Source organism: Kitasatospora sp. NPDC022856 (genome assembly GCF_055561235.1).
The window spans coordinates 361,599-384,905 of record NZ_JBVHHE010000001.1 but is presented as its reverse complement, the minus strand read 5'-3'; the positions used below and the strand labels follow the sequence as shown (position 1 = coordinate 384,905).

23 protein-coding genes are annotated in these 23,307 nt (G+C 73.4%); 13 read left to right on the top strand and 10 right to left on the bottom strand.

Annotated features, from left to right (window positions below):
- Positions 1-63: 63 nt before the first annotated feature.
- Positions 64-1,056 carry an Lrp/AsnC family transcriptional regulator gene (locus tag ACZ34W_RS01710; protein ID WP_465600719.1) on the top strand — a complete coding sequence of 331 codons (993 nt, stop codon included), beginning with the start codon at positions 64-66 and terminating at the stop codon, positions 1,054-1,056.
- Positions 1,057-1,171: 115 nt separating this feature from the next.
- Here the strand turns inward: ACZ34W_RS01710 and ACZ34W_RS01705 are convergent, their stop codons facing one another.
- Both ACZ34W_RS01705 and ACZ34W_RS01700 read right to left on the bottom strand, forming a co-directional pair.
- Positions 1,172-1,654, bottom strand: a complete 483-nt coding sequence (locus tag ACZ34W_RS01705) for a DUF2269 family protein (protein ID WP_329487445.1) — start codon at positions 1,652-1,654, stop codon at positions 1,172-1,174.
- Between the two features lie 163 nt (positions 1,655-1,817).
- The gene (locus tag ACZ34W_RS01700; protein WP_329487444.1) at positions 1,818-2,528 is read right to left on the bottom strand and encodes a 4'-phosphopantetheinyl transferase family protein; all 711 of its coding nucleotides are present in this window, start codon (positions 2,526-2,528) and stop codon (positions 1,818-1,820) included.
- A 226-nt stretch (positions 2,529-2,754) separates the two neighbouring features.
- On the opposite strand from ACZ34W_RS01700, the gene ACZ34W_RS01695 reads away from it, so the two are divergent.
- Positions 2,755-4,224: a choice-of-anchor A family protein gene (locus ACZ34W_RS01695; protein WP_465600714.1), complete on the top strand. Its 1,470-nt coding sequence runs from the start codon at positions 2,755-2,757 to the stop codon at positions 4,222-4,224.
- 274 nt (positions 4,225-4,498) lie between these two features.
- On the opposite strand, the gene ACZ34W_RS01690 is transcribed toward ACZ34W_RS01695, so the two are convergent.
- The 3 genes from ACZ34W_RS01690 to ACZ34W_RS01680 all read right to left on the bottom strand — a co-directional run bounded on the left by ACZ34W_RS01690 (position 4,499) and on the right by ACZ34W_RS01680 (position 7,210).
- Positions 4,499-4,996, bottom strand: a complete 498-nt coding sequence (locus ACZ34W_RS01690; protein ID WP_465600711.1) for a F0F1 ATP synthase subunit B family protein — start codon at positions 4,994-4,996, stop codon at positions 4,499-4,501.
- A 130-nt stretch (positions 4,997-5,126) separates the two neighbouring features.
- Entirely contained in the window at positions 5,127-6,350 is a 1,224-nt protein-coding gene (gene kynU / locus ACZ34W_RS01685) for a kynureninase (protein ID WP_465600708.1), read from the bottom strand.
- Positions 6,351-6,379: 29 nt separating this feature from the next.
- A complete protein-coding gene (locus tag ACZ34W_RS01680) occupies positions 6,380-7,210 on the bottom strand; it encodes a tryptophan 2,3-dioxygenase (protein WP_329487440.1) in 831 nt (276 codons plus the stop codon).
- A 234-nt stretch (positions 7,211-7,444) separates the two neighbouring features.
- Here ACZ34W_RS01680 and ACZ34W_RS01675 point away from each other — a divergent pair, with 234 nt between their 5' ends.
- Positions 7,445-7,879, top strand: coding sequence for an Lrp/AsnC family transcriptional regulator (locus ACZ34W_RS01675; RefSeq protein WP_329487439.1), 435 nt, complete (start codon positions 7,445-7,447; stop codon positions 7,877-7,879).
- A 25-nt stretch (positions 7,880-7,904) separates the two neighbouring features.
- Here the strand turns inward: ACZ34W_RS01675 and ACZ34W_RS01670 are convergent, their stop codons facing one another.
- Positions 7,905-8,540: a MarC family protein gene (locus ACZ34W_RS01670; protein ID WP_329487438.1), complete on the bottom strand. Its 636-nt coding sequence runs from the start codon at positions 8,538-8,540 to the stop codon at positions 7,905-7,907.
- A 22-nt stretch (positions 8,541-8,562) separates the two neighbouring features.
- A complete protein-coding gene (locus ACZ34W_RS01665) occupies positions 8,563-8,883 on the bottom strand; it encodes a barstar family protein (protein WP_465600703.1) in 321 nt (106 codons plus the stop codon).
- A gap of 140 nt (positions 8,884-9,023) precedes the next feature.
- Between ACZ34W_RS01665 and ACZ34W_RS01660 the strand changes: the two genes are divergently transcribed.
- The 3 genes from ACZ34W_RS01660 to ACZ34W_RS01650 all read left to right on the top strand — a co-directional run bounded on the left by ACZ34W_RS01660 (position 9,024) and on the right by ACZ34W_RS01650 (position 12,573).
- Complete coding sequence (locus tag ACZ34W_RS01660; protein ID WP_329487436.1) at positions 9,024-9,584, top strand: DoxX family protein; 561 nt, start codon at positions 9,024-9,026, stop codon at positions 9,582-9,584.
- A gap of 222 nt (positions 9,585-9,806) precedes the next feature.
- A complete protein-coding gene (locus tag ACZ34W_RS01655; RefSeq protein ID WP_329487435.1) occupies positions 9,807-10,448 on the top strand; it encodes a hypothetical protein in 642 nt (213 codons plus the stop codon).
- Between the two features lie 298 nt (positions 10,449-10,746).
- Positions 10,747-12,573, top strand: coding sequence for a glycosyl hydrolase family 18 protein (locus ACZ34W_RS01650; protein ID WP_465600698.1), 1,827 nt, complete (start codon positions 10,747-10,749; stop codon positions 12,571-12,573).
- Positions 12,574-12,812: 239 nt separating this feature from the next.
- On the opposite strand, the gene ACZ34W_RS01645 is transcribed toward ACZ34W_RS01650, so the two are convergent.
- Positions 12,813-13,373, bottom strand: a complete 561-nt coding sequence (locus tag ACZ34W_RS01645) for a MarR family winged helix-turn-helix transcriptional regulator (protein WP_329487432.1) — start codon at positions 13,371-13,373, stop codon at positions 12,813-12,815.
- A 146-nt stretch (positions 13,374-13,519) separates the two neighbouring features.
- Between ACZ34W_RS01645 and ACZ34W_RS01640 the strand changes: the two genes are divergently transcribed.
- From ACZ34W_RS01640 to ACZ34W_RS01625, 4 genes are all read left to right on the top strand, one after another.
- Positions 13,520-14,827: an MFS transporter gene (locus tag ACZ34W_RS01640; RefSeq protein WP_465600694.1), complete on the top strand. Its 1,308-nt coding sequence runs from the start codon at positions 13,520-13,522 to the stop codon at positions 14,825-14,827.
- Positions 14,828-14,978: 151 nt separating this feature from the next.
- The gene (locus ACZ34W_RS01635; RefSeq protein ID WP_329487430.1) at positions 14,979-16,604 is read left to right on the top strand and encodes a dolichyl-phosphate-mannose--protein mannosyltransferase; all 1,626 of its coding nucleotides are present in this window, start codon (positions 14,979-14,981) and stop codon (positions 16,602-16,604) included.
- Positions 16,605-16,607: 3 nt separating this feature from the next.
- Positions 16,608-17,387, top strand: coding sequence for an ABC transporter permease (locus tag ACZ34W_RS01630; RefSeq protein ID WP_465600691.1), 780 nt, complete (start codon positions 16,608-16,610; stop codon positions 17,385-17,387).
- Positions 17,388-17,597: 210 nt separating this feature from the next.
- Positions 17,598-18,185, top strand: a complete 588-nt coding sequence (locus ACZ34W_RS01625; protein ID WP_329487428.1) for a TMEM165/GDT1 family protein — start codon at positions 17,598-17,600, stop codon at positions 18,183-18,185.
- A gap of 7 nt (positions 18,186-18,192) precedes the next feature.
- Here the strand turns inward: ACZ34W_RS01625 and ACZ34W_RS01620 are convergent, their stop codons facing one another.
- On the bottom strand, positions 18,193-19,281 hold the full coding sequence (locus tag ACZ34W_RS01620; protein WP_465600688.1) for a hypothetical protein: 1,089 nt from the start codon (positions 19,279-19,281) through the stop codon (positions 18,193-18,195).
- A 317-nt stretch (positions 19,282-19,598) separates the two neighbouring features.
- Between ACZ34W_RS01620 and ACZ34W_RS01615 the strand changes: the two genes are divergently transcribed.
- Complete coding sequence (locus ACZ34W_RS01615; protein ID WP_329487426.1) at positions 19,599-21,665, top strand: MDR family MFS transporter; 2,067 nt, start codon at positions 19,599-19,601, stop codon at positions 21,663-21,665.
- Between the two features lie 59 nt (positions 21,666-21,724).
- Here ACZ34W_RS01615 and ACZ34W_RS01610 read toward each other — a convergent pair whose 3' ends face one another.
- Positions 21,725-22,201 (bottom strand): MarR family winged helix-turn-helix transcriptional regulator, encoded by a 477-nt coding sequence (locus ACZ34W_RS01610; RefSeq protein WP_396486959.1) that lies wholly within the window; start codon positions 22,199-22,201, stop codon positions 21,725-21,727.
- A 60-nt stretch (positions 22,202-22,261) separates the two neighbouring features.
- On the opposite strand from ACZ34W_RS01610, the gene ACZ34W_RS01605 reads away from it, so the two are divergent.
- Positions 22,262-22,639, top strand: coding sequence for a cupin domain-containing protein (locus ACZ34W_RS01605; protein WP_359839469.1), 378 nt, complete (start codon positions 22,262-22,264; stop codon positions 22,637-22,639).
- Between the two features lie 245 nt (positions 22,640-22,884).
- Positions 22,885-23,217, top strand: a complete 333-nt coding sequence (locus tag ACZ34W_RS01600) for an antibiotic biosynthesis monooxygenase family protein (protein WP_465600683.1) — start codon at positions 22,885-22,887, stop codon at positions 23,215-23,217.
- Positions 23,218-23,307 lie beyond the last annotated feature (90 nt).

Sequence of the window (23,307 nt, the reverse complement as noted above, 5' to 3'; positions counted from 1 at the left end):
GGGTACCGTCGGTGCTGCCGAACAGGACGGACGGCCGGGTGGTTCCGGCGGAGATCGGACTTCATGGACCTCTCGACTGCTGATCCGGACAGCGTGCTGGACGCGCTGGACCGCCGCCTGGTCTGCGCGCTGCAGGTCGACGGCCGGGCCGAGACCGGCCGGATCGCCGAGGTGCTCGGCGTCTCCGCGCGGACGGTCACCCGCCGGCTGGCCCGGCTGCAGCAGACCGGGCTGCTGCGGGTGGTCCGGATGCCCGACGTCGAGGACGCCGCCGTCGGTGCGCTGCTGCTGCGCGTCCGGGTGCTGCGCGGCAAGGCCGACACCATCGCCCAGGCCCTGGCCGACCGCCCGGACGTTCCCTTCGTCGACGTCGTGCTCGGCGGCCAGGAGATCGGTGCGGTGATGCTGGGCGACGCCGGTGGGCGGGACCGGCTGCTGTACGGGCGGTTGCCCGCCACCGCGGCGGTCACCGAGACCACCGCGCACGCGGTGCTGCACGCCTTCTCCGACGCGGGGCAGTGGCGGGCCGGCTACCTGGACGAGGCCGAGGTGGCCGCCCTGACCCCGCCGCCCGTCGCGACCGCCCCGGAGAAGCCTCCGCTCGACGCGTTGGACCACGCGCTGCTCGCCCACCTCGGCGTGGACGCCCGGCAGTCCCACGCCGCCCTGGCGGCGGCCGTCGGCGCTCCCGAGTCGACCGTCCGCCGCCGGCTGCACCGGCTCGCCGGCGCCGGTCTGCTGCGCACCCACGCCACCGTCGATCCACGGCTGCTGGGCATGGCCGTGGACGCCAACCTCTGGCTGGACGTGCCTCCGGGCCGGCTCGCCGAGGTCGGTACGGCGCTGGCCCGCCACCCCCAGGTGCACGGGGTGTTCGCGACCAGCGGTCCGGCGAACCTGGTGGCCACCCTGTTCTGCGCGGACCACGGCGGTCTCTACCGCTTCCTCACCGGAACGCTCGGCCCACTCGGCGTCGACCGGGCCGAGACGGCGATCGTCGCCCGCGCGGTGAAGCGGGCGGGCGTCCCGGTGCGGCGTCCGCGACCACGGCCCTGAACCGGCTCGCGGCACCGGGCGCGCGGCAGCGCCCCCGCACCGGTATCCCCCGCGCCGGTATCCCCCCGCGCCGGTATCCCCCGCGCCGGTATCCCCCCGGCGGGGCGGCCGCAGGTCAGGCGCCGGTGGTCGAACCGGGCCGGATGACCATCAGGACGACGACCACGGCCCAGAGCAGGTTGAACACCCCGGCGGTCATCGGCAGCAGCCGCAGGCCCTGGACGGCCTTGCCGTGCTCCGGTGCCCCGGCGTCGAGGTCGAGCGCGTCCACCGCGGCCTGCTGCGCGGGCAGTACGAACAGCAGCAGCGCGAGCGCCGAAAGCGCGGTGAGCACCATGGAGACGATCAGCCAGGACTGCCCGAGCACGTCCATCACCTGGGCGACGCCGATGCCCAGGATCGGGACGGCTATCCCCAGCAGCGCGTAGACCTGGGTGATCCGGTGCAGCAGTCGCAGGGTGCCGGCCTCGGCGGCCCGCTCCGGTCCGCCGGCCAGTGCGGCAGCGGCCCGGCGCGGGAACATGCTGACGGCCACCGCCACCGGGCCGATGAACAGCACCGAGGCGAGGACGTGCAGGCTCAGCAGGAACTTGGCCATGGCGGGAACACCCTTTGATCCAACGGGGGCTGCGCGCCGGGGACGCGGCGCGGGCAGCCGGGGCGTCCGGTTTCCGAGCCCTGAGCAGGCACGCTAACACCGCTTATCCGGGCCCCGGCCGCGCAGGTGGGACCACGGTTCCAGGGGCGGGCGGGCCCGTGGGTCAGCCGGCCGGCGGCGTCAGCACCACGACCCGGGGGGCGGCGGTGCTGGCGACCGAGACGGCCGCTCCCTGTCGGACGTCCGCCCAGTCGAGCAGGTGGAGGTCCTGGTAGCGGCTGTGCAGCGGCTCGCCCGCCGGCACGTCGAGCGGCAGTGCGGAGAGGTCGACGCCGGCCAGGGTGTCCAGGCTGGCCCGGCCGAGCTTGATCAGCGACTCCTTGCGCACCCACAGGCGCAGGAACGCCCGCCCGGGCTCCGGGTGCGCCTCGACCTGCCGCAGTTCGGCCGGGCTGAGCACCCGTGCGGCGACGTCGAGGAGCGAGCCGCTCCGTGCCGTCAGCTCGACGTCGACGCCGACCGGCTGGTACCCGGCGGCGGCCGCGACGACGCCGCGGGTGTGCGAGAGGCTCACCTGGACGTCCGGGTGGTCCGGCAGGTAGGGCCGGCCGTGGTCGCCCTTGCCGCAGTCGGGGCAGTTCTGGGCCAGCGTCAGCCCGGTCGCCGGTACGCCGAGCAGCCGGGCGGCGCAGAGCCGGACCAGGATGTGCGCGGCGGTGAAGTCGACCCGCCCCGACTCGTGCCGGAAGCGCGCGGCGCGTTCGTGTTCGAGGGCGGTGAGCAGGTGGTCGCCGGCTTCGGGGTGCCGCAGGACGTCCGCGCTGGCCGAGACGGCGGCGAGCGGAGCCTGCGGGTCCTGGTCCTCGGAAGTCATGGTCCCAACCTAGCGGGGCCGCCCGTGGTCGTGGCCGCCCGCGGGCGCGATCGGCGCCCGCCCGGACTGCTTGGGATCGATCCTGACGGTCTGTAGGGTGTGGTTCGTCCTATTTGGTGTTGGATGTACCGGATCTGTCGTGTATCAGATGGGATCAACTGAAACGTGGTGGGTTGTGCGACCCGCCGCTCTCTCTGTGCGGAGGAATGTGTCGATGGATCAGGGCATGGGTTCACCGGAGCGCAGGACGGCCGCCGACCGGAGGCCGTCGGCCGTCCGCGGACGCGGGGCGGTCCGACTGGCGGTGGCGACCGCCGTCGCCGCGCTCCCGATGGCCGCGGTGCTGACGGTGGGCTCGGCCGCACCACTGGCCCCGCCGCTGGGGGCGTGCTCCGGGCCCGACTGCCCGGCGGTCTGGCCGACGCCGCCGCACAACGGGGACTTCGCCGGGCGGGACGCCACGATCAACGTCTTCACCGGCGGCGACTACACCGTGAACGGCCGGGCGGCCGAGGTCGAGGGCAAGATCGTCACCCTGGGGGACCTCACCGTCGACAAGAGCCAGGGCGGCGGAGCCTTCAACATGGGGGTGGTCGGGGTCGGTTCGCGGGTGGTGCCGCCCAACGGCAGCGACTTCGTGACCGTCGGCGGCGCCGTGGACGTCAAGGCCGGCAACCGGATCCTCATCGGCGGCAGCGACTCCAAGGGCGCGGCCTTCGGCAACCTCCGTCACGCGGGCACGGTCACCGGCACCGTCGACATCGACCCCACCGGCCGGTCGATCGCGGATCCGGACGCCGCCGCGCCCTACCGTTCGGTGCTGAACCAGATCGAGGAGGTCTCCGCCTGCGTCGCCAGGGCGACCGCCACCGGCACGGTCACGGTGACCGGCAGCGAGGCCACCTTCGCGGGGGACGGGACCAGCATGAAGCAGGTCTTCAACGTCACCGGGAACCTGGGCTCGACCACCCGGCAGATCGGCCTGGTCTTCACCGGCGTCCCGGCCGGCGCCACCGTGGTCGTCAACATGCTGGCGGCCGACCCGGTGATCAACACCTACACCGGTACCGGCCTCCCGGGGGACCAGACCACCGAGATGCGTTCCAGGCTCATGTGGAACTTCCCCACGGCCACCGACGCGCGGATCCTCGGCGGCGCCCAGTTCCAGGGCTCGGTCATGGCGGGCAACGCGGGGGGCACCACGACCCTCGCCCAGCCCGGCATGAACGGCCGGGTCTACCTGGCGGGCAATCTGATCCAGACCGGCAACGGCGGCTACGAGATCCACGGTTACCCGTTCGACGGGGACCTGCCGGACTGCGCCGTGACGCCCAGCCCCTCGCCGACCTCGCCGAGCCCGTCGCCGACCTCCCCCAGCCCCACGCCGACCTCCACCTCGCCGTCCCCGACCTCACCCTCCCCGACGTCGCCGACCTCCACCTCCAGCACCCCGGCCCCCACGTCGTCCAGCCCCGCTCCGACCGGTCCGAGCGAGCACCCGACCAGCCACCGGCCCAGTAGCCACCGGCCGACCAGCCATCTGCCGGCTCCCGGCTCGTCGACCGGCGGGGGCGGGCAGCTGCCGTCGACCGGCGCGGGTGACGGCCCGGTCGTGCTCGGCCTGGCCGGTGTCGCCGTGCTCGGCCTCGGCGGCCTCGCCGTCCTGGTCGCCCGCCGACGCGGACGCCACAGCTAGCCCGCAGGGCCTGCAGGCCTCACCAGACCCGCAGGCCCCACCGGACCGACGCGCCTGACCGCCGAGGCGCCGGAGCTCCGTCGGGTCGCCCGGTCGGCCGACCGGGCGACCCGACCCGCGACCGGCCCCGTCGGCCGGGGCCCCGGTCCGGGAGCTGCCCCGCGGTGACCTGCGGTGATCTGAGCTGGCCACCGGATCGACCGGCCCCGGGCAGGCCCGCCCTGGCGGGTGCGGGGCCGTTCGGCCGGTGCGAACGGGCGTGCGCCGCACCGGCTCAGTGCTCGGCGAAGAAGCGCTCCACCGTGTCGCGCTCGGCGGCGACGGCCGCCAGCGACTCGCCGACGATCCGGCCGGCCAGGTCGACCGCCAGTTCGCCGACGTCCTGCCGGAGGGCGACGGCCGCGAGTGCCTGGTCGACGGTGATCCGGGCGTGGGCCTCGGCGACCAGCCGGTCGCGCTCCCGGACCCCCTCCTCGCGGGCCGCCGCGATGGCGGCCGCGCCCTGTTCGGCGGCCTCCTGCCGGATCCGCGCCGCCTCGTGCCGCGCGTCCGCCAGTTCGTTCCGGTAGGCCTCGTAGACGCGGTCCGCCTCGGCGTGGAGCGCCTCCGCCCGCTCCACGCCGCCCTCGGTGGCGTCCCGGCGATCGGCCTGGAGCCGCTCGATCCGCGGGAGCACCCGGCGGCCCAGCACCCGGACCATCAGGAGGAAGCAGATCAGGCCGACGATCAGTTGGCCGGGTTCGGGCTTCAGCGGACCGAGCTCGAAGTTCATCTGCTCCCCCTACGACCTGATGTCCCGTCATAGAAGGTGCTGCCCGCCCTGGTTGGCGCCGAACCGCGGCCGAACCGCGGCCGAACCGCCGACCCGGCTCCGGCGCCGGCCCCGGTCCGCTCCGGTCAGGTCAGGTCACCTCGCCGCGCCGGCCGAACCGCTCCGCCCGCCACTCGCCGGTCTCCAGCACCTCGGCCAGCTGCCGCGCGGCGTCCCAGACGTCCACGTACGACAGGTACAGCGGGGTGAAGCCGAAGCGCATGAGGTCAGGTGCGCGGAAGTCCCCGATCACCCCGCGCTCGATCAGCGCCTGCACCACCGGGTAGCCGTCGGCGTGCCGCAGGGCGACCTGGCTGCCGCGCCGGGCGTGCTCGCGCGGGGTGGCCACCTCGATCCCCTCCAGCCCCTCCACCAGCGCGATGAAGAGGTCGGTCAGGGCCAGGCTCTTCGCCCGTACCGCGTCCAGGTCGGCGCGCTCCCAGATGTCCAGGCTGGTGCCCAGCGCGGCCTGGCCGAGCAGCGAGGGCGAGCTGGTCAGGAAGCGCCCGATGCCCTCCCTCGGGTCGTACCCGGGCTCGAAGGCGAACGGGCGGGCGTGGCCGAACCAGCCGCTCAGCGGCTGCCGCGGGCCGGCCGCGAGGTGGCGCCGGGCCACGTACAGGAAGGCCGGCGCGCCGGGGCCGGCGTTCAGGTACTTGTAGGTGCAGCCGACCGCGAAGTCCGCGTTGCTCGCGTCGAGTTCGATCGGCAGGGCGCCCACCGAGTGGCAGACGTCCCAGATCATCAGGGCGCCCGCGGCCTGCACCCGGGCGGTGATCCCGGGCATGTCCAGCAGCTCGCCGGTGCGGTAGTCCACATGCGAGAGGACGACGACGGCGACGTCCGCGTCCAGCTGCCGGTCGAGCTCCCCGGGGGTGGTCAGCACGCTGCGCGCGCCCTCGAACAGCCCGGTCACGCCCTCGGCGATGTAGAGGTCGGTGGGGAAGGCCGCGCCGTCGCCGAGCACCGTGTGCCGGCCGGGGCGCAGCCGCAGCGCGGCCGTCAGCACCTTGAACAGGTTGACCGAGGTGGTGTCGCAGACCACGACCTCCTCGGGGCCGGCCCCGATCAGCGGCGCGATCCGTCGGCCGAGCCGGTAGGGCTGCTCGAACCAGCCGGCCTCGTTCCAGCTGCGGATCAGCTCGCGGCCCCACTCCTCCTCGACGACCTGCCGCACCCGCTCCGGGGTGCGGGCCGGCAGCGCTCCGAGCGAGTTCCCGTCCAGGTAGACGACGCCCTCGGGCAGGGCGAACTCCTTGCGGAACGCCGCCAGCGGGTCGACGGCGTCCAGCGCCGCGCACTCCTCGCGCGTCATGATGCCCAACGTCCTGCCCACTCTCTCGCTCACAGCTCGTCCCGTACGGTCCACAGCTCGGGGAACACGTCCTGCTCGGCGGCCTTGCGCAGCCAGGTGAGGCCGCTGGAGCCGCCCGAGCCGGGCTTGGCGCCCATCGCGCGCTTCACCGCGGCCAGGTGCCGCTGGCGCCAGCGGGTGACCCGCTCGGCGACATCCAGCAGCGCTTCGGCGAGCGGCTGCAGCGCCGCGTGCGCGGGGTCGGCGTAGACCTGCCGCCAGGCGGCCTCCACGGCCGGATCGGCCCGGTGCCGCTGCTCGGAGGGCTCGTGCGGCACCGCCAGTCCGCGCCGGGCGAGCAGCGCCAGGGCGTCGTCGTACAGACCGGGGGCGCGCAGCGCCTCGCTCAGCTCGGCCCGCGTCTCGGGTATCTCGTCGTACATCCGCAGCAGGCCGGCGTTCTTGTTGCCCAGCAGGAACTCCAGGTGCAGGAAGGCCGAGGACTGGAACCCGGAGGCCTCGCCGAACACCGAGCGGAAGGCGTTGAACTCCTGCGGGGTCATGGTCGCCAGCAGGTCCCAGGACTCCACCAGGACGTCCTGCACATGGGTGCCGCGCCGCAGCGCGGCCAGCGCGGCCGGCAGGTCGTCCTCGCGCATGGCCTGCTGGGCCAGCGTCCACTCGTGCCGGAGCAGGCCGAAGAGCAGCTCCATCACCTGGGTGGTGACGATGAACGACAGCTCGGCCGGGACCTTGCTGCGCGGCTGCTGCAGGCTGTGCAGCTCCTCCAGGCGCGCGTACCGGGCGTAGGGGGTGCCCCGACCCGGCTCACCGCCCCGACCGAACGACAGGTTGGGTGTCTCCACCGTGTCGTGCCCCATCCCGATCCCTCCTGATGACCCGGCCGGCGGATGCCGCCCTACCGGTGACGCGGCCGCCTGCTGGTCCGTAGTGGCCGGGGCCCCATTGTGCGGCGGTCACTGCCCCCACTTGAATGGGCACCGGGCACGGCAACCGCAGCCGGACCTGCCGATCGAGAGGTCTTCGCACCGATTCCCTTTACGATCGCAAAAGAGCGGGATCCAGCCAGTCGATCAACCTCTCCGGGAGCCGCCATGGACGCCGTCGACCGCCGCCTGCTGGCCGAGCTGCAGGCCGATGCCCGGCTCTCGTACAACGAACTCTCCCGCCGGGTGAGCCTCTCCGCACCCGCCGTCGCCGAACGGGTGCGCCGGTTGGAGGCCGAGGGGGTGATCAGCGGGTACCACGCCCACGTCGACCCCGCCCGGGCCGGGCTGCCGATCACCGCGCTGGTCCAGCTCCAGTGCTACGGCCCGCGCTGCGTGCTGCGCGACCCGGAGGTGCCGCGGTGGCCGGAGGTCCTCCAACTGCACCGGGTGACCGGCGGGGCCTGCTGCGTGCTGCTGGTGGCGGTCCCCGCGATGGCCGCCTTCGAGGCACTGATCGACCGCCTCGGCGGCTATGGGCAGCCGGCCAGCTCGATGATCCTCTCCAGCCCGGTGCCCTGGCGGCCGGTGGTCGCGCCCTGACGCCCGCGCCGGCGCCGCGCCGCCCTCAGTGCGCCTCGGGCAGGTGCAGTCCCAGCCCCGCCAGGCCGTTCAGGAACAGCTCCACGCCGACCGCCGCCAGCAGCAGGCCGAGCAGCCGGGAGAGCACCTCCAGCGACGTCCGGTGGGTGCGCCGCATCAGCGGGGCGAGCGCCGCCACGCAGATGTAGTTGATCGCCACCACGGCGAGGTAGGCACCGACGACGGTGGTCCGCCAGCCCCAGTCGTCCTTGCTGAGCGAGCCCACCAGCACCGCGGTGACCGCCAGCGGGCTGGCCACGTACGGGAGCATCAGTTCGCGGATGCCGTCCACCATCGGGTTCGGCAGGTGGTCGTCGTCCTCGCCGGTGCCGGCGCCGAGGTGGATGCCGAGGACCAGGGCGACGGCGTAGACGAAGAAGATCGTCCCGCCGGCCAGTTGCAGCGACTGGTCGCTGATGTGGAACAGCGAGGTCACGAAGTCCGCGCTGTAGGCGAGCACCAGGCCGATCAGGGCGGTGATCAGGGAACTCCAGGCCGCCAGCCGCCGCAGTTCGTGGGTGCTGCGGGTGGCGGCCAGCCGGGCGAAGGACAGCAGGACCTTCGGCGGGCCCACGACGGCGAAGAAGGCGATGAACGCGCTGCTCAGGTTGAAGACGAACATGGGCCAAGCATGATCGGGACGCTCAGCGCAGTTCGACCGCCACGCCCTCGGTGCGCAGGGTGTCGAGGATCGCGTCGAAGTAGCTCAGCCGCCGCCCGCCGATGACCACGGTGCCCGTGAGGTGCCGCCGGGCGGTGCCGGCGTCCCGCCAGACCAGGGTGAACGGGGGAGCGGGCCCGAAGCCGCCGTGCAGGCAGTCGGCCAGTGCGTCGAGGTTGCTGCCGTAGTAGCCGCCGGGGCCGTTCAGGGCGGCGCCCAGGGCGGTGTAGAACGCGACGCGGTCGGTGATCGCGTCGCCGTCCAGCTGGTAGGCGGGCGGCGGCGCGGGCGGGTCGGTGGCCATCGTTCCTCCATTCCTCGGTGCTCCGATGTTCGCCCGGATGGCGGTCCCGGGTCGAGCCGGCCCGCCCTTTCGGCTCCTATGGAAGCCGGATCACCTCCGCTGGAACGAGGGGATCACCTCCGCTGGAACGAGGACTCGACATGTGTCTGAACCGTAAGGATCTCGGCCTGCTGGCCCTGCGCGGCGCCGTCGGCGGAGTGCTGATCGCGCACGGCACCCAGAAGCTGTTCGGCTGGTTCGGTGGCGGCGGCCTGGAGGGCACCACCCAGGCGATGGAGCACATGGGCTTCCACCCGGCCCGGCAGAGCGCCCTGGCGGCCGGCCTCGGCGAGGCCGGCGGCGGCGCGCTGCTGGTGGCCGGGCTGGCCACCCCGGCGGCCGGCGCGGTGGTGGCCGGCACCATGGCGGGCGCGGTCGCGGTGCACGCCCCGTCCGGCTTCTTCGTGATGTCGGGCGGCTACGAGTACCCGGCGTTCCTGGGGGCGACCGGGCTCGCGCTGGGCCTGGCGGGACCGGGGCGGTACTCGCTCGACCACCTGACCGGCCACGCCTTCGACCGGCCCTGGGTGGGCCTGGTGGCGTTCGCCGCGAGCGCCGCCTCGGCGTACGGCGTGGTGGCCCGCCGCCGGCACGTGGTGCGGCTGCGCGAGGAGCGGGCCGCCGTGGAGGCGCAGACGCAGGAGGGCTCGGGGCTGTCCTGAAACCGCCCCACCGGAGTTCCGCGCGCCGGGGCGGTGCGCGGAACCCCGCGGTCGCGGCCCGCCGCGACCCTCACCCGGATGCCCACCCCTGTTGGCGGGCGCGGTCGCGCCCTCGGAGGGTGGGCGTGAGGTGTGCCGGGCAGCCCGGCGCCGAGCCGGAGCAGAGCCGCCGCAGCGCGGAGACGAAGCAGCGCGGACGACGACGCGCAGAATCGAGGACCCATGGACCGCCAGTCGCCGACCCGGGCGAACCGCCCGACCGGCCCGACCCACCCGACCCGCACCACCGCCCAGGACGTCACCGCCGCGGTGGTGCGCCGTCCCCGCCGGGCGGTGGCCGGTGTCCTGGCCGCGGCCGCCCTGGGCACGGCGGCGCTGGCCGGCTGCTCCTCGGACAGCGAGCCGAGCAAGGCCGTCTCCTCGGCCGCCGGCGCGGTCCAGTCGGGCCTCTCGGCCGCCGCCTCCGCCGCCGCCTCGGCGGTGGAGTCGGCCGCGAGCGGGCTCTCCTCGGCGGCCTCCTCCGCGGTGGCGTCGGTGGCCGCCTCGGCGCAGGCGGCGGCCTCCTCGGCGGTCTCGAACGTCAAGGGCGGGCTGGACGCCAAGGGGGACGTCACGGTGAGCGGGGTGACGATCGGCTCGGACGGCAAGGCCGAGGCGACGCTCTCCGTCGCCAACCACGAGCAGCAGTCCAACCGGTACGTGATTCAGGTCAACTTCACCGACGACTCCGGCAATGTCCTGGACGCGACGGCGGTGACCGTTCCGGACGTGGCCGCCGGGCAGACCGCCCAGGCCACCGCCCGGAGCAACCGCGACCTCTCCGGCTCGGTGAAGGTCGTGGTGGCCAACGCCGTCCGGTACTGATCCGCAGGTCAGCGGGGCCGGCCCGGCGGGGGCCAACCTTAAGCGCGACTCAAGCCTCAACATCACCCCTTGACGGGCGAGTTGGTCTAGTCCATTTTAATCCACAGGTGCAGGGAGCCCCTGAACCGGCGTCAGCGGTCTGTGGCCGCGGGCGCCGGTTCGGCATATCCCGGTGTCCGTCAGGCATGTACCCGCTCGATTCCCTTTCCCCCGTTCTGTCATGCCCTGGTCGTACGGCCCCACCCCGTACGAGCCCGCCAGGCGCGGCGGATCCCCCACAACCAGGAGTCACGCACCCATGCTCCGTTCACGTATCGAAAGGGCCGGGACCCCGGCTCAGGAGGGCGGCCGCCGGCGGCGCCCGAAGAGCCTGGCCGCCCTCGCGGTCGGCACGACCGCCTCCCTGCTGCTCGGCGCGGGCCTCGCCCTCACCGGTGGTGCCTCGGCCAGCGCGGCCGTCACCAACTCCACCGGCGCGCCCGCCACCAGCGGTGGCATCAAGGTCGCCTACTTCGACCAGTGGTCGATCTACGCGAACGCGTACTACCCGAAGACGATCCAGGACACCGGCGTCGCCGGGAAGCTGGACTACCTGATCTACTCGTTCGCGAACATCCACCCCACCAACCTGAACTGTTTCGAGGCCACCAAGGCCGCGAGCCAGGACGACAACAACCCCAACGCGGGTGACGGTGCGGGCGACGCGTTCGCCGACTACCAGAAGAGCTTCGGCCCGGACATCTCGGTCGACGGCGTCGGCGACGCCTGGGGCCAGCCGATCGCGGGCAACTTCAACCAGCTGAAGAAGCTGAAGGCGAAGAACCCCAACCTCAAGGTCCTGATCTCGCTGGGCGGTTGGACGTACTCCAAGTACTTCTCGGCGGCGGCCGCCACGGACGCCTCCCGCAAGAAGCTGGTCTCGTCCTGCATCGACATGTTCATCAAGGGCAACCTGCCGACGGACGCCGGCTACGGCGGCCCGGGCTCGGCGGCCGGCATCTTCGACGGCATCGACATCGACTGGGAGTACCCGGGCGGTGGCGGCCACACCGGCAACATCTCCAGCCCGAGCGACAAGCAGAACTTCACCCTGCTGCTGAAGGAGCTGCGCGAGCAACTGGACGCCCAGGGCAAGACCGACGGCAAGACCTACGCCACGGCGGCGGCGGTCGGCGCCGGCCAGGACAAGATCCGGAACGTGGAGACCGACAAGATCGGTCAGTACCTCACGTTCCTGGACATCATGACCTACGACATGCACGGTGCCTGGGACGCCAAGGGCCCGACCAACCACCAGGCCCCGATCTACTCCGGCCCGGACGACCCGATGACCCCGGCCGCGCCGGGCAACGGCAAGTACTCGGTCGATGCCGCGATCAAGGCGTACACCGCCGGTGACACCGACTACGGCATCCCGGGCGGCTTCCCCGCCAAGAAGATCAACGTGGGTGTGCCGTTCTACTACCGCGGCTGGACCGGCGTCCAGAACAACGGCAAGAACGGTCTCTTCCAGCCCGCCACCGGCCCGGCCGCCGGCGCGGCGATGTCCGGCAACGTCCCCGGCATCCAGATGTACAAGGAGCTCGCGGGCTTCGTCGACAACCCGGCCCGGACCTTCTGGGACGACACGGCGAAGACCACGTACTTCTACGACGGCTCCACGTTCTGGAGCGGTGAGGACACCCGGTCGATCCAGGCCAAGGTCGACTACGCCCACTGCAACGGCCTCGGCGGCTCCTTCGCCTTCTCGCTGTACGACCTGGGGACCAAGACCGCGCTGTTCGACAAGATGGTCGAGGCCACCAACGGGTCCGCCGCCGCCTGCCCGGCCGCGCCGAGCCCCACCCCGACCCCGACCAAGACGGTGACCCCCACGCCGACCCCGACCGCGACGGCCACCCCGACCGCGACGGCCACCCCCACCGCGACCCCGACGCCGACCACCACCCCGACCTCTCCGGCCGGCTGCTCCGCCGCCCCGAGCTGGGACGCGGCGGCCACCTACGCCACCTCGACCAAGGTCTCCTGGAAGGGCCACTACTACACCAACAAGTGGTGGACCAAGGGCGAGGACCCCGCCACCACCGGTCAGTGGGGCGTCTGGACCGACAACGGCCCCTGCTGAGGCCGTACCGCTCCACCGTTCAGGTGCCCGGCCGTCCGCGGGCCCGCGCACCTGAGCAGCACCTGAAGATCTGAGGGCCCTGACGGACCCTCGCACCACGAGTCCGGCCCGCCGGGGGACGACACCCCGGCGGGCCGGACTTTCCACGTTCCCGGGCCCGGGGCGGGCGCCCGGCACCCGGCCGCCCGGCCCACTGGGCTCGGGCCGGGCCGGGCCACCGGGACACCGGCCCGTCGGGCTCAGGCCAGGTCGTCGGTGCGCCCGAGGGCGTCGGGCTGGCTCTCCTCGATCCGGCGCAGCATCCGGGCCAGCATCGCGGACAGCACGGTGCGGTCCTCGCCGACGACGTCCTGGAGCAGCTCCTCCTCGAAGACGGCCGCCATCCGCATCGACTCCAGCCACTTGTCGCGGCCGTTCTCGGTCAGCTCGATGATCACCCGGACCCGGTTGGTCTCGTCCCGCTCCCGGGTGACGAGGTCCTCGGCGACCATCCGGTCGATCCGGTGGGTCATCGCGGCCGGGGTGAGCCCGAGCCGCTTGGCCAGCTCGCCCGGCCCCAGCCGGTACGGGTTCCCGGCGACCACCAGGGCCTTGAGCACCTCCCACTCGGCGGAGGTGATTCCCAGCACAGTCAGCTGCCGGCTGTAGGAGACGCCCATCCGCCGGGCGACCCGGGAGAGGGTCTGCACGATGGTCTCCACCTGCGGGTCCACGGTGGGGAATTCCCGCTGGTAGACGGCCACCTGCTCGGCGATGCCCAGCTCGTCGGGGGCGGCCGGCGCGGGCTTGTCTGCTGTCATGCGGACCAGTGTCGCACGTGGGGGTGCAGACCTTAAGCCTTTGACTCCGCAGTCTTCCGGTGCTAAGACTTTATCTCGGCAGACTTTAGCTCTTAAATCTTCTGCCCTTAAGAGTATTCATTGAAACCAGCGAAGGGGTGTGCACGGTGACCGGCACGGTGAAGCAGCGGAGGCAGCGGCGTCATGGGGCGGGCGGCCCGCTGCGCCGCGTCCAGATCGGCAACGCGCTCAGTGCGTTCGGCAGCGGATTCACGATGCCGTACATGTTCGTGTACGTGGACCAGGTGCGGGGGCTGGGCTCGCTGGCCGCCGGGATGGTGTTCACCGTCTTCGCGCTGGCCGCGCTCGCGGTGCTCCCGTTCACCGGCCGCGGCATCGACCGGTACGGCCCGCGCCCGGTGCTGCTCGCCGGTGCCGCGCTCGCCGCCACCGGCGCGTTCGCCTTCGGCCACGCCGCCGGCACCCCGGCCCTCCTGGTCTCGTCCTTCCTGTTCGGCGCGGGTGTCACCACCTGCCAGCCGGCGCTCGCCACCATGATCGTCCGCTGCTCGACCGCCGCGACCAGGTCGCACGCCTTCGCGCTGCAGTTCACCCTGATCAACCTGGGCATGGGCATCGGCGCGCTGGTCGGCGGCCAGATCGTGGACGTCGCCGACCCGGCCAGCCTGACCCGGCTGTTCACCATCGAGGCCGTCACCTTCCTGGGCCTGGCCCTGGTCACCGGCGGCGCCCGGATCCCGAACGCGGCCCCGGTCCTGGTCCCGGGCGCGGCCAAGGGCCCCCAGGGCCTGCGCGCGCTGGTCGCCGACAAGGCGATGCTGCGGCTCTGCGTGCTCGCCGGGCTGATCTTCTTCACCTGCTACGGCCAGTTCGAGTCCGGTGTCGCGGCGTTCGCCACCGACACCGTCGGCACCGCGCCCTCCACCCTGGGCATCGCCATCGGCGCCAACGCGCTGACCATCGTCGTGCTGCAGATGTTCGTGGTGCGGATCACCGCCCGCCGCCGGCGCACCACCGCGATGGCCGCGGCCGGCGTGGTCTGGCTGGGTGCCTGGGCGATGGCCATGGTGGCCGGCCTGATCCGGACCGAGACCATGGCCGCCACGGTCGCGATCGTCTCGATCTACGCCCTGTTCGGGGTGGGCGAGTCGCTGCTCGCCCCCACCCTGGGCCCGATCGTCGCCGATCTCGCCCCGGCCCGGCTGCTCGGCACCTACAACTCCGGATACGCCCTGGTGAAGCAGGTCGCGATCGCGGTCGGCCCGGCCGTCGGCGTGCTGCTGGTCGGCTCCGGCACCTGGCCGCTCTACCTGGCGGCGATGGCCGGCTCCACCGTGCTCATCGTGGTCCTGGCGCTGCGGCTGCGCCCGTACCTCACCGCCGTCCAGGACAACGCGGCCCCGGCCGTCGTCCGGACGACCCTCCCGGTCCGGGAGCTCCAGACCGCGGCGTGACGCCCGGCCTGACATGCCACGACTGCGCCGTCCGGGTCACCTGGACGGCGCTCGTCGCGCTTGGATTCGTGACCACCGGCACATAGTGTCAGTGGCTGTTGACCGTCCGGCTCCGACCGGCACAGGCGAGACAGGCGAAATCGGCGAGGCTATGACGCAAGCGGCGCTCACGCACCCACCCGCACCAGCGGCCCCCGCAGCCCCCGTACCGGCCCGTCGGGGGCTGCCGCGCTGGGCGGCCGAACGGGCCGGCTGGCTCGGGCCGATCGGCGTGGCGCTCTTCGCCGGACTGCTGAGGTTCTGGAACCTCGGCTACCCCAACGCCTTCGTCTTCGACGAGACGTACTACCCCAAGGACGCCTGGTCGCTGCTGCGACAGGGCTACGAGGGCACCTGGCCGGACAGCGCCAACGCCGACATCCTGGGGGTGCCGCAGCGCATCCCGCTCACCTCCGCGCCGGAGTTCATCGCCCACCCGCCGCTCGGCAAATGGGTCATCTCGCTCGGCGAATGGGGCTTCGGCCTGCACCCCTTCGGCTGGCGTTTCATGACCGCGCTGCTCGGCACCGTGACCGTGCTGATGCTGGCCCGGATCGGCCGCCGGCTGTTCGGCTCCACCCTGATCGGCTGCACCGCCGCCCTGCTGATGGCCGTCGACGGGCTCCAGCTGGTGATGAGCCGGGTCGGCCTGCTGGACGGCGTCCAGATGTTCTTCGTGCTCGCCGCCTTCGGCTCCCTGCTGGTCGACCGCGACCGCACCCGGGCCCGGCTGGCGTCCGCCCGCGACGGCGCGCAGCCGGACGGCGACCGGATCCGCCTGGGCCCGCGCCCCTGGCGGATCGCCGCCGGGGTCGCGCTCGGCGCCGCCTGCGCGGTCAAGTGGAACGGCGTCATGGTGCTCGCCGCGTTCGGCCTGCTCACCGTGCTCTGGGACCAGTCCGGCCGCCGCTGGGCCGGCGCCCGCCGCCCCTGGCGCTCGATGCTGCGCCGGGACGCGCTGCCCGCCCTGCTCGCGATGGTCGGCTCGGCCCTCGTGGTGTACGTCGGCTCCTGGGCCGGCTGGCTCGCCGCCGGCGGCCGCACCGGCGGCGGGTACGACCGGCACTGGGCCGACGACCGGGCCGGCCTCTCCGCCGACAGCTTCCTCGGCGTCCCGCTGCCGCAGGTCCCGCTGAGCTGGGTGCCGGCGCCGCTGCGCAGCCTCTGGCACTACCACGCCCAGATGTACGACTTCAACACCGGCCTGAGCACCCCGCACACCTACCAGTCGAACCCGTTCAGCTGGCTGGTCCAGGGCCGCCCGGTCTCCATGTACTGGGAGCAGGTGCCGAACGGGCAGCAGGGCTGCACGGCCTCCGGCGGCTGCGCCGCGCAGATCCTCGGCCTCGGCACCCCGCTGCTCTGGTGGACGGCCTGCTTCGCCCTGGCCTACCTGCTCTGGCGCTGGTTCTTCCGCCGGGACTGGCGCTCGGGCGCGGTGCTCTGCGGCGTCGCCGGCGTCTACCTGCCGTGGTTCCAGTACCAGGAGCGGACGGTCTTCTCGTTCTACATGGTGGTGCTGGTGCCCTTCCTCTGCCTGGCCGTGGCGCAGATGCTCGGGGCGATGCTCGGCCCGGCCGGGTGCTCGCCCGAGCGGCGCCGGGTGGGTGCGGCCGGGGCCGGGCTGATCGTGCTGGCGATCGTGGCCTGCTTCGCCTTCTTCTATCCGCTCTACACGGCGGAGGTGATCCCCATGACGTCCTGGCAGGACCGGATGTGGTTCACCAGCTGGATCTGAGGCATGGCGCTCGCGGCGGCCGCGGGGAACCGGCTGCTGCCGGTCACCCCCCTGCTGGGGGTGGTCGCCGCCGTGCTGCTGGCCGCCGCCGTGGCGGTGGCCGGGTGGGGCCTGCTCGGGCACGGCCACGCGGTGCTGCGGGCCGGGCTGCGCGCGGCGGCGCAGCTGGCCGCCGTCGCGCTGGTGATCACCTGGGTGGTCGGCTCGCTCTGGTGGTCGGCGCTGTTCGTGCTGCTGATGTTCGCGGTCGCGGTGCGCACCGCCGGGCGGCGGCTGACCGCCGGCCCGCAGTGGGTCCGGGCGGCCGTGCCGATCGGCGCCGGGGTGCTGCCGGTGCTCGGGCTGCTGCTGGGGGTCGGGTTGCTGCCGCCGAAGGGCCTCTCGGTCATCCCGGTGGCGGGCATCCTGATCGGCGGAGCGCTCACCGCGACCTCGCTGGCCGGCCGGCGCGCCCTGGACGAGCTGCGCCAGCGGCACAGCGAGGTGGAGGCGGCGTTCGCGCTGGGCTTCGAGGAGCGCGACGCCCGGCTGGAGATCTGCCGGACGGCCGCCGCGACCTCGCTCGTCCCGGCCCTCGACCAGACCAGGACGGTGGGCCTGGTCACGCTGCCCGGGGCGTTCGTCGGCATGCTGCTCGGCGGCGCCTCCCCGGTACAGGCCGGCGCGGTGCAGCTGTTCGTGCTGGTCGCTCTGCTGGCGGTGGAGTCGGTGGCGGTCGTCGTGGTGCTGGAGCTGGTCGCCCGCGGGCTGCTGGGCGCCTCGCCGCCCGGCGCCGTCGGGTAGGCTTGGCGCGTTGAAGGGGAGTAGCCCTCCACCGGACCGTCGACATACTGGCCCCTCGGGGCCCGGCGCCCGGGGCATCTGTCAGCTGGATGCCGGCGAGACCTTCGGCCGCAGTGCTGTGATGTTCTGACCAGCGCTGTCGGGCCGGAGCGACCCCTCACGGAGCTGCCGAGGCCGGGCAGCCCGACCCTGAGGGATACCGAACCCCCGATGAGCCTGACCGTAGCCGCGATCACCTTCGGCATCGTCTTCCTGTCCGAACTGCCGGACAAGACCGCCCTGGCCAGCCTGATGCTCGGCGCCAAGTACCGGGCGAGCTATGTCTTCGCGGGCATCGCCGCCGCCTTCGCCCTCCAGGTCGGCATCGCCCTGGTCGCCGGGCACCTGCTCGCGCTGCTCCCGCACCGCTGGGTGGAGGGCGTCACCGGCCTGCTGTTCCTGGCCGGGGCCGCGATGCTGCTCTTCCACGGCGGCGGTGACGACGAGGACGGCCACGCCGCCAAGGAGCCGTCCGCCAACAGCTTCTGGAAGGTCGCCGGGGCCAGCTTCGTGGTCGTGGCGATCGCCGAGTTCGGCGACCTCACCCAGATCATGACCGCCAACCTCGCGGCCAAGTACGCCGACCCGCTCGCCGTCGGCCTCGGCGCCTGGCTGGCGCTCTGCGCCGTCGCCGGGATCGCCATCCTCGGCGGTCAGAAGCTGCTGAAGCACGTCCCGATGAAGATGATCATCCGGGTGGCGGCCGGGATCATGGTGCTGATGGCCGGGTTCAGCATCTTCCAGGCGATCACCGGCTGACCGGGGGTCAGCAGGTACCCGGGTCGCTCTCCAGGGCGGCCCGGGTCTTCGGCCCGTAGAAGGCGCCGTTCGGCCCCGTCTCGCCCTTGATCTTGAAGCTGCGCTGGTAGTCGCCGAGCACCGTCGCCGTCCACCAGTCGAAGGTGCTGGTGGCGATCGACTTGTCGACGAATCCGCACGAGGTGGCCGCGAGCCGCAGCTGCATGTCCTTGACGTCCGCCCCGGTCATCCCGCGCTCCAGCACCCGCACCGTCGGTGTCGGGGCCGGAGTGGTCGCCGTCGGAGTCGGCGTGGCGGTGGCCGTCGGGGTCGGCGCGGTGGAGGTGGGGGCCGGCGCCGGGGGAGCCGCCGGGACCGGAGTGCTCGTCACGGCCGTGGCGCTCGGCGCCGCCGGCCGGCTCGTGGTCGGTCTGGCCGTCCTGCTCGGGGACGGGCTCGGGGCCTCGCTGGTGGACGGCGGCGCGCTCGGGCTCGGCGCCGGGGTGGTCGGGTCGACCGGGACGGGCGCCAGCGTCGTGGAGGGGGCGGGCTGCGCCCGGTCGCCCGGCTCGGCGGAGGGCGTCACCGCGTACGCCAGGCCGACGGTGAGCACCAGCAGCCCGGCGCCGGCCGCGGCCAGCAGGCCCTTGCGCCGGGCGGGCATGCCCTCCTCGGCCTGCTCCGCCGTGCGCCGGGCGGCCCGGCCGCCGGTCGGCCCCGGGGCGTCGGGCGCCGCCGGGTGGAACGGGAAGTAGCCGATCTCGGCGCCGTCGGCCGGGGGCTGTCCCACCGTCGGCCCGGGGCCCGGCGGCGGCACCGACATCACCGGCGGGAGCACGGTCGTCGCGTAGGCGTCCGCGTCCGGTCCGGCCGGTCGCGCCGGCGGGCCGTCAGCGGCCTGGGCGGGCGGCAGCACGGTGGTGGCGAACGGGTCCGCTGGGGCGCCGGCCGGCGGGGCGTCCACGATCGGGCCGAGGGCCTGCGGCACGTACGGGCGGACCAGCGGCGGGCCTTCGAGGTGCGGGAGGACGGCGGTCTCGGTCAGGCCCGGATCCGGGAGGCACCGGCACCCGGCGGAGCGTGCGGTGCCGCACGTCGGGCAGTGCTGGTCCGGCATCGCCGGTCCTCCTCGGTCTCGAATCGTCTTCCGCCCGCCCCGGGAGGGGTGTCCCCGGGGGCGAACGCGCCTGATTATGCAGGACGGTCCCAGGGGTGGACAGGGGCGTCCGGGCCACCGCGGGGGTGTTGTGACGGTTGGTGGTGGTTGTGACCCGATGAACGGCCGGCCGGTCGGCGACGTCCCCCGAATGGCCGCCGTTCTTACGTTCGGCTCAACTGAACGGCGCAGACCGGGGCATTTCTGACAGCATGGTGGCTGGGAGTGATCATCCGCACGGACCCCGCCGACCGGGATCCGCGACCCCTGGAGTCTCCATGACGGATCCGATCGCCGCGTCCGACCGCAGCCCGGCCGGCGAGCCCGGGCCGCCGGAGGTCACCGCCCCCAACCTCTGGGTGCCGATCGGCGCGCTGCTGCTGGCGATGCTGCTGGCCGCGCTCGACCAGACCATCGTCTCCACCGCACTGCCGACCATCGTCAGCGACCTCGGCGGCCTGGAACACCTCTCCTGGGTGGTCACCGCCTACATGCTGGCCTCCACGGCGGCCACCCCGCTCTGGGGCAAGCTCGGCGACATGTACGGCCGGAAGCGCTTCTTCCAGGCCTCGATCGTGATCTTCCTGGTGGGCTCGGTGCTCTGCGGCATCGCCCAGAACATGGGCGAGCTGATCGCCTTCCGGGCCCTCCAGGGCCTCGGCGGGGGCGGGTTGATGGTGCTCTCCCAGGCGATCGTCGGTGACCTGGTCTCACCCCGGGACCGCGGCAAGTACCAGGGCCTGTTCGGCGCGGTCTTCGGCGTCACCAGCGTGCTCGGACCGCTGCTCGGCGGACTCTTCGTGGACAACCTCAGCTGGCGCTGGGTCTTCTACATCAACCTGCCGGTCGGGGTGGTCGCCCTGGTGGTGATCGCCGCCGTCCTGCACGGGACGGAGGTGAAGCGCCGGCACCGGATCGACTACCTGGGCACGGTCCTGATCGCCTCGGTGGCCACCTGCCTGGTGCTGATGACCTCGCTCGGCGGGACGACCTGGGCCTGGAGCTCCTGGCAGATCGTCGGGCTCGGCGTGCTGGGCGTCGTCCTGCTGGTCGCCTTCGTCCTGGTCGAGCGGACCGCGGCCGAGCCGGTGCTGCCGCTGCGGCTGTTCCGCTCCCGGACGTTCAGCCTGGTCGCGGTGATCTCCTTCGTGGTCGGTTTCGCGATGTTCGGCGCGCTCACCTACCTGCCGACGTTCCTCCAGGTGGTCATGCAGGTCTCGCCGACCATGTCCGGCATCCACATGCTGCCGATGGTGCTGGGGATGCTGTTCACCTCGATCGGCTCCGGCCAGATCGTCGCCCGGACCGGCCACTACCGGGCCTTCCCGATCGCCGGAACGGCCGTCACCACGGTGGGCCTGTTACTGCTCTCCGGCCTGGACGAGCACAGCAGCACCTTCGAGATGAGCTGCTACTTCCTGGTCTTCGGCCTGGGCCTGGGCCTGGTGATGCAGGTGCTGGTGCTGATCGTGCAGAACTCAGTCGGCTACCAGGACCTGGGCGTGGCCACCGCCGGCGCCACCTTCTTCCGGTCCATCGGGGCGTCGTTCGGCGTCTCCATCTTCGGCACCGTGTTCGCCTCCGGGCTCAACAGCCGGCTCTCCGACGCGCTCGCCTCCGGGGTCCCGGTGCCGGCCGGCTTCGACCCCGGCGCGATCACCTCCGACCCCCGGGTGATCGCCGCCCTGCCGGCCGCCACGCAGGACGCGATCTACCACGCGTACTCCGAGTCGATCACCCGGGTCTTCCTGTACGCGGTACCGGTGGCGCTGGTCGCCTTCGTGCTGTCGCTCTTCCTGCGCGAGCAGAAGCTGCGCTCGACGGTGACCGCGCCCGACCTGAGCGAGTCGATCGGCCTCAATCCGGTGGAGCGCTCCTCGCTGGACGAGATCGCCCGCTCCCTGTCGGTGCTGAGCACCCGGGAGGCCCGGCGCGACCTGTTCCGGCGGATCACGGAGGGCGCCGGGCTCGACCTCAAGCCGGCCTCCAGCTGGCTGCTGCTGCAGATGCACCACCACGGGTCGGCCGAGCCCGCCGAACTGGCGGAGCGCCGGATCGTGCCGCTCGCGGTCGTCGAGGAGGCCGCCCGGGAGGTCGAGGACAGGGGGCTGGCCGCGCGCACCGGCGGCCTGCCGCTGCGGCTCACCGAGCCGGGGGAGGCGGCGGCGGTCCGGCTGGTGGCGGCCCGCCGTGAGCAGCTCTCCGAACTGCTCGGGGACTGGGACGAGAAGCAGTACGCGGACCTGGCGGCGCTGCTGACCAAGCTCTCCGCCGCGCTCTGCGCGGACGAGCGTGACCGGCCGGACCGGGCCGGGGCGGAGCCCGCGGAGCGGCGGTCGGGGTAGGGGGCGGGTGCCTTGGTGGTGGGTCGGGCGTGCCGGGGGCGTCGGTGCCGGGTGGTGCGTCAGGGGGTCCCGAACCACCGGGGCGTGTCGAGCCGGAACGGGTCGCCGGGGGCGAGGGTGCGCAGGTCCGTCTCCAGGGCGCGCAGTCGCTCCTCACCGAGGGTGTCGGACCACTGGGCGCGCAGTTCGTCGAAGATCCGGGCGGACCGGACCAGGCAGTCCACGCCCCGGGCGGTGAGCCGGACCACCTTGCGGCGGGCGTCGGCGGGGTCGCTGCCGCGCTCGACGTAGCCGAGCTGTTCGAGCTGTTCGACGGTCTTGCCGGCGGCCTGCTTGGAGACGCCGAGGCGGCGGCCGAGTTCGACGGCGGTGGTGCCGTCCGGCCCGATCGCCTGGAACACGAAGCCGTGCATCGGCCGCAGGTCGGGGTGGCCCTCGCGGGCGATCCGCTCGTGCAGCTCGTCGATGATCAAGCGGAAGGCGAGCAGCAGCCGCAGCGGCAGCTCGAAGCCGGGGGGAGCGGAGTCGCTTGACACGATAGACAACCTCATTGACCATATAGACAACGTTATTGACCATTCTAGGGGGCCGCACCCATGTCCGTCATCCGCCGTACCGAAGCCCGTCGTACCGAGACGCCCAACGCCGCCATGACCACCCTCGCCTCGCCCACCCAGGGCGGCAGCGCGCTCGCGATGTGGCGCGTGGAGATGGCCGCCGGAGGCCAGGGCCCGCTGCACGTCTTCGACGTCGAGCAGGTCTGGACCGTCCTGACCGGCGCCCTGTCCGTCGAACTGGGCGAGGACGCCTTCGCGCTGGCGGCCGGCGACACGGCCGTGCTGCCCGCCGGTGTGGCGCGCCGGATCTCCGCCGGGGAAGCCGTCACCGCGCTGGTCGCCGCGCCGGGCGGGGCCCGGGTGTCCGTCGCCGGCCGGCCGGAGGAGGAGCCCTTCGTCCCCGGCTGGATCGCCTGATCCACGGGCATCGGCCCCCGCACCGCTCCGGATGGAGCGGTGCGGGGGCCGGTGGAGGTTCGGCGGCCGCCGGGGGCCGGGCCGGGCGGAGGTGGCCGCCGCGGTTCAGCTGGTCGACCATGCCCAGGAGGCCTCGTCGTTGCGCGGGTCCGGGTCAGGCTGCCGCGACTTCGGGACGCGCCACCGCTCGGTCGGGGAGACGTTCCGCGCCTGCCGCCACCCGCTTGTGGGGGCAGGATGGAGCCATGAGCGTAGTCAAGATCAACGTACTGACCGTCCCCACCGAGCAGCGCGAGGTGCTGGAGAAGCGCTTCGCCTCCCGCGCGGGCTCCGTGGAGAACTCCGACGGCTTCGAGTGGTTCGAACTGCTCCGCCCGGTCGAGGGCACCGACAGCTACCTCGTCTACACCCGATGGGCCGACGAGGAGTCCTTCAAGGCCTGGATGGAGGGCCCCATGCAGGCTGCCCACCGCCAGGGCCCGCCGCCCGCCGAGGGCGAGGCGCCGCAGCGCCCGGCGGCCTCCGGCTCGACCCTCTGGTCCTTCGAGGTCGTCCAGTCGGCCGGCCCGAAGGGCTGATCGCTTCCCTCGGGCCCTCTCCCCGCACGGGTTTCGCGGGGGAGGGCCCGAACCGCGTTCTCGGCCGCCCGCGATGGCCGCGAGGTGGGC

Coding starts and splice junctions, on each gene's coding strand:
- ACZ34W_RS01705 (WP_329487445.1), bottom strand. CDS start 1,654: ATGGCCAAGTTCCTGCTGAGCCTGCACGTCCTCGCCTCGGTGCTGTTC.
- ACZ34W_RS01690 (WP_465600711.1), bottom strand. CDS start 4,996: ATGAACTTCGAGCTCGGTCCGCTGAAGCCCGAACCCGGCCAACTGATC.
- ACZ34W_RS01650 (WP_465600698.1), top strand. CDS start 10,747: ATGCTCCGTTCACGTATCGAAAGGGCCGGGACCCCGGCTCAGGAGGGC.
- ACZ34W_RS01670 (WP_329487438.1), bottom strand. CDS start 8,540: ATGTTCGTCTTCAACCTGAGCAGCGCGTTCATCGCCTTCTTCGCCGTC.
- ACZ34W_RS01660 (WP_329487436.1), top strand. CDS start 9,024: ATGTGTCTGAACCGTAAGGATCTCGGCCTGCTGGCCCTGCGCGGCGCC.
- ACZ34W_RS01635 (WP_329487430.1), top strand. CDS start 14,979: ATGACGCAAGCGGCGCTCACGCACCCACCCGCACCAGCGGCCCCCGCA.
- ACZ34W_RS01655 (WP_329487435.1), top strand. CDS start 9,807: ATGGACCGCCAGTCGCCGACCCGGGCGAACCGCCCGACCGGCCCGACC.
- ACZ34W_RS01645 (WP_329487432.1), bottom strand. CDS start 13,373: ATGACAGCAGACAAGCCCGCGCCGGCCGCCCCCGACGAGCTGGGCATC.
- ACZ34W_RS01625 (WP_329487428.1), top strand. CDS start 17,598: ATGAGCCTGACCGTAGCCGCGATCACCTTCGGCATCGTCTTCCTGTCC.
- ACZ34W_RS01615 (WP_329487426.1), top strand. CDS start 19,599: ATGACGGATCCGATCGCCGCGTCCGACCGCAGCCCGGCCGGCGAGCCC.
- ACZ34W_RS01600 (WP_465600683.1), top strand. CDS start 22,885: ATGAGCGTAGTCAAGATCAACGTACTGACCGTCCCCACCGAGCAGCGC.
- ACZ34W_RS01680 (WP_329487440.1), bottom strand. CDS start 7,210: ATGGGGCACGACACGGTGGAGACACCCAACCTGTCGTTCGGTCGGGGC.
- ACZ34W_RS01620 (WP_465600688.1), bottom strand. CDS start 19,281: ATGCCGGACCAGCACTGCCCGACGTGCGGCACCGCACGCTCCGCCGGG.
- ACZ34W_RS01665 (WP_465600703.1), bottom strand. CDS start 8,883: ATGGCCACCGACCCGCCCGCGCCGCCGCCCGCCTACCAGCTGGACGGC.
- ACZ34W_RS01605 (WP_359839469.1), top strand. CDS start 22,262: ATGTCCGTCATCCGCCGTACCGAAGCCCGTCGTACCGAGACGCCCAAC.
- ACZ34W_RS01630 (WP_465600691.1), top strand. CDS start 16,608: ATGGCGCTCGCGGCGGCCGCGGGGAACCGGCTGCTGCCGGTCACCCCC.
- ACZ34W_RS01710 (WP_465600719.1), top strand. CDS start 64: ATGGACCTCTCGACTGCTGATCCGGACAGCGTGCTGGACGCGCTGGAC.
- kynU (WP_465600708.1), bottom strand. CDS start 6,350: ATGACGCGCGAGGAGTGCGCGGCGCTGGACGCCGTCGACCCGCTGGCG.
- ACZ34W_RS01700 (WP_329487444.1), bottom strand. CDS start 2,528: ATGACTTCCGAGGACCAGGACCCGCAGGCTCCGCTCGCCGCCGTCTCG.
- ACZ34W_RS01675 (WP_329487439.1), top strand. CDS start 7,445: ATGGACGCCGTCGACCGCCGCCTGCTGGCCGAGCTGCAGGCCGATGCC.
- ACZ34W_RS01695 (WP_465600714.1), top strand. CDS start 2,755: ATGGGTTCACCGGAGCGCAGGACGGCCGCCGACCGGAGGCCGTCGGCC.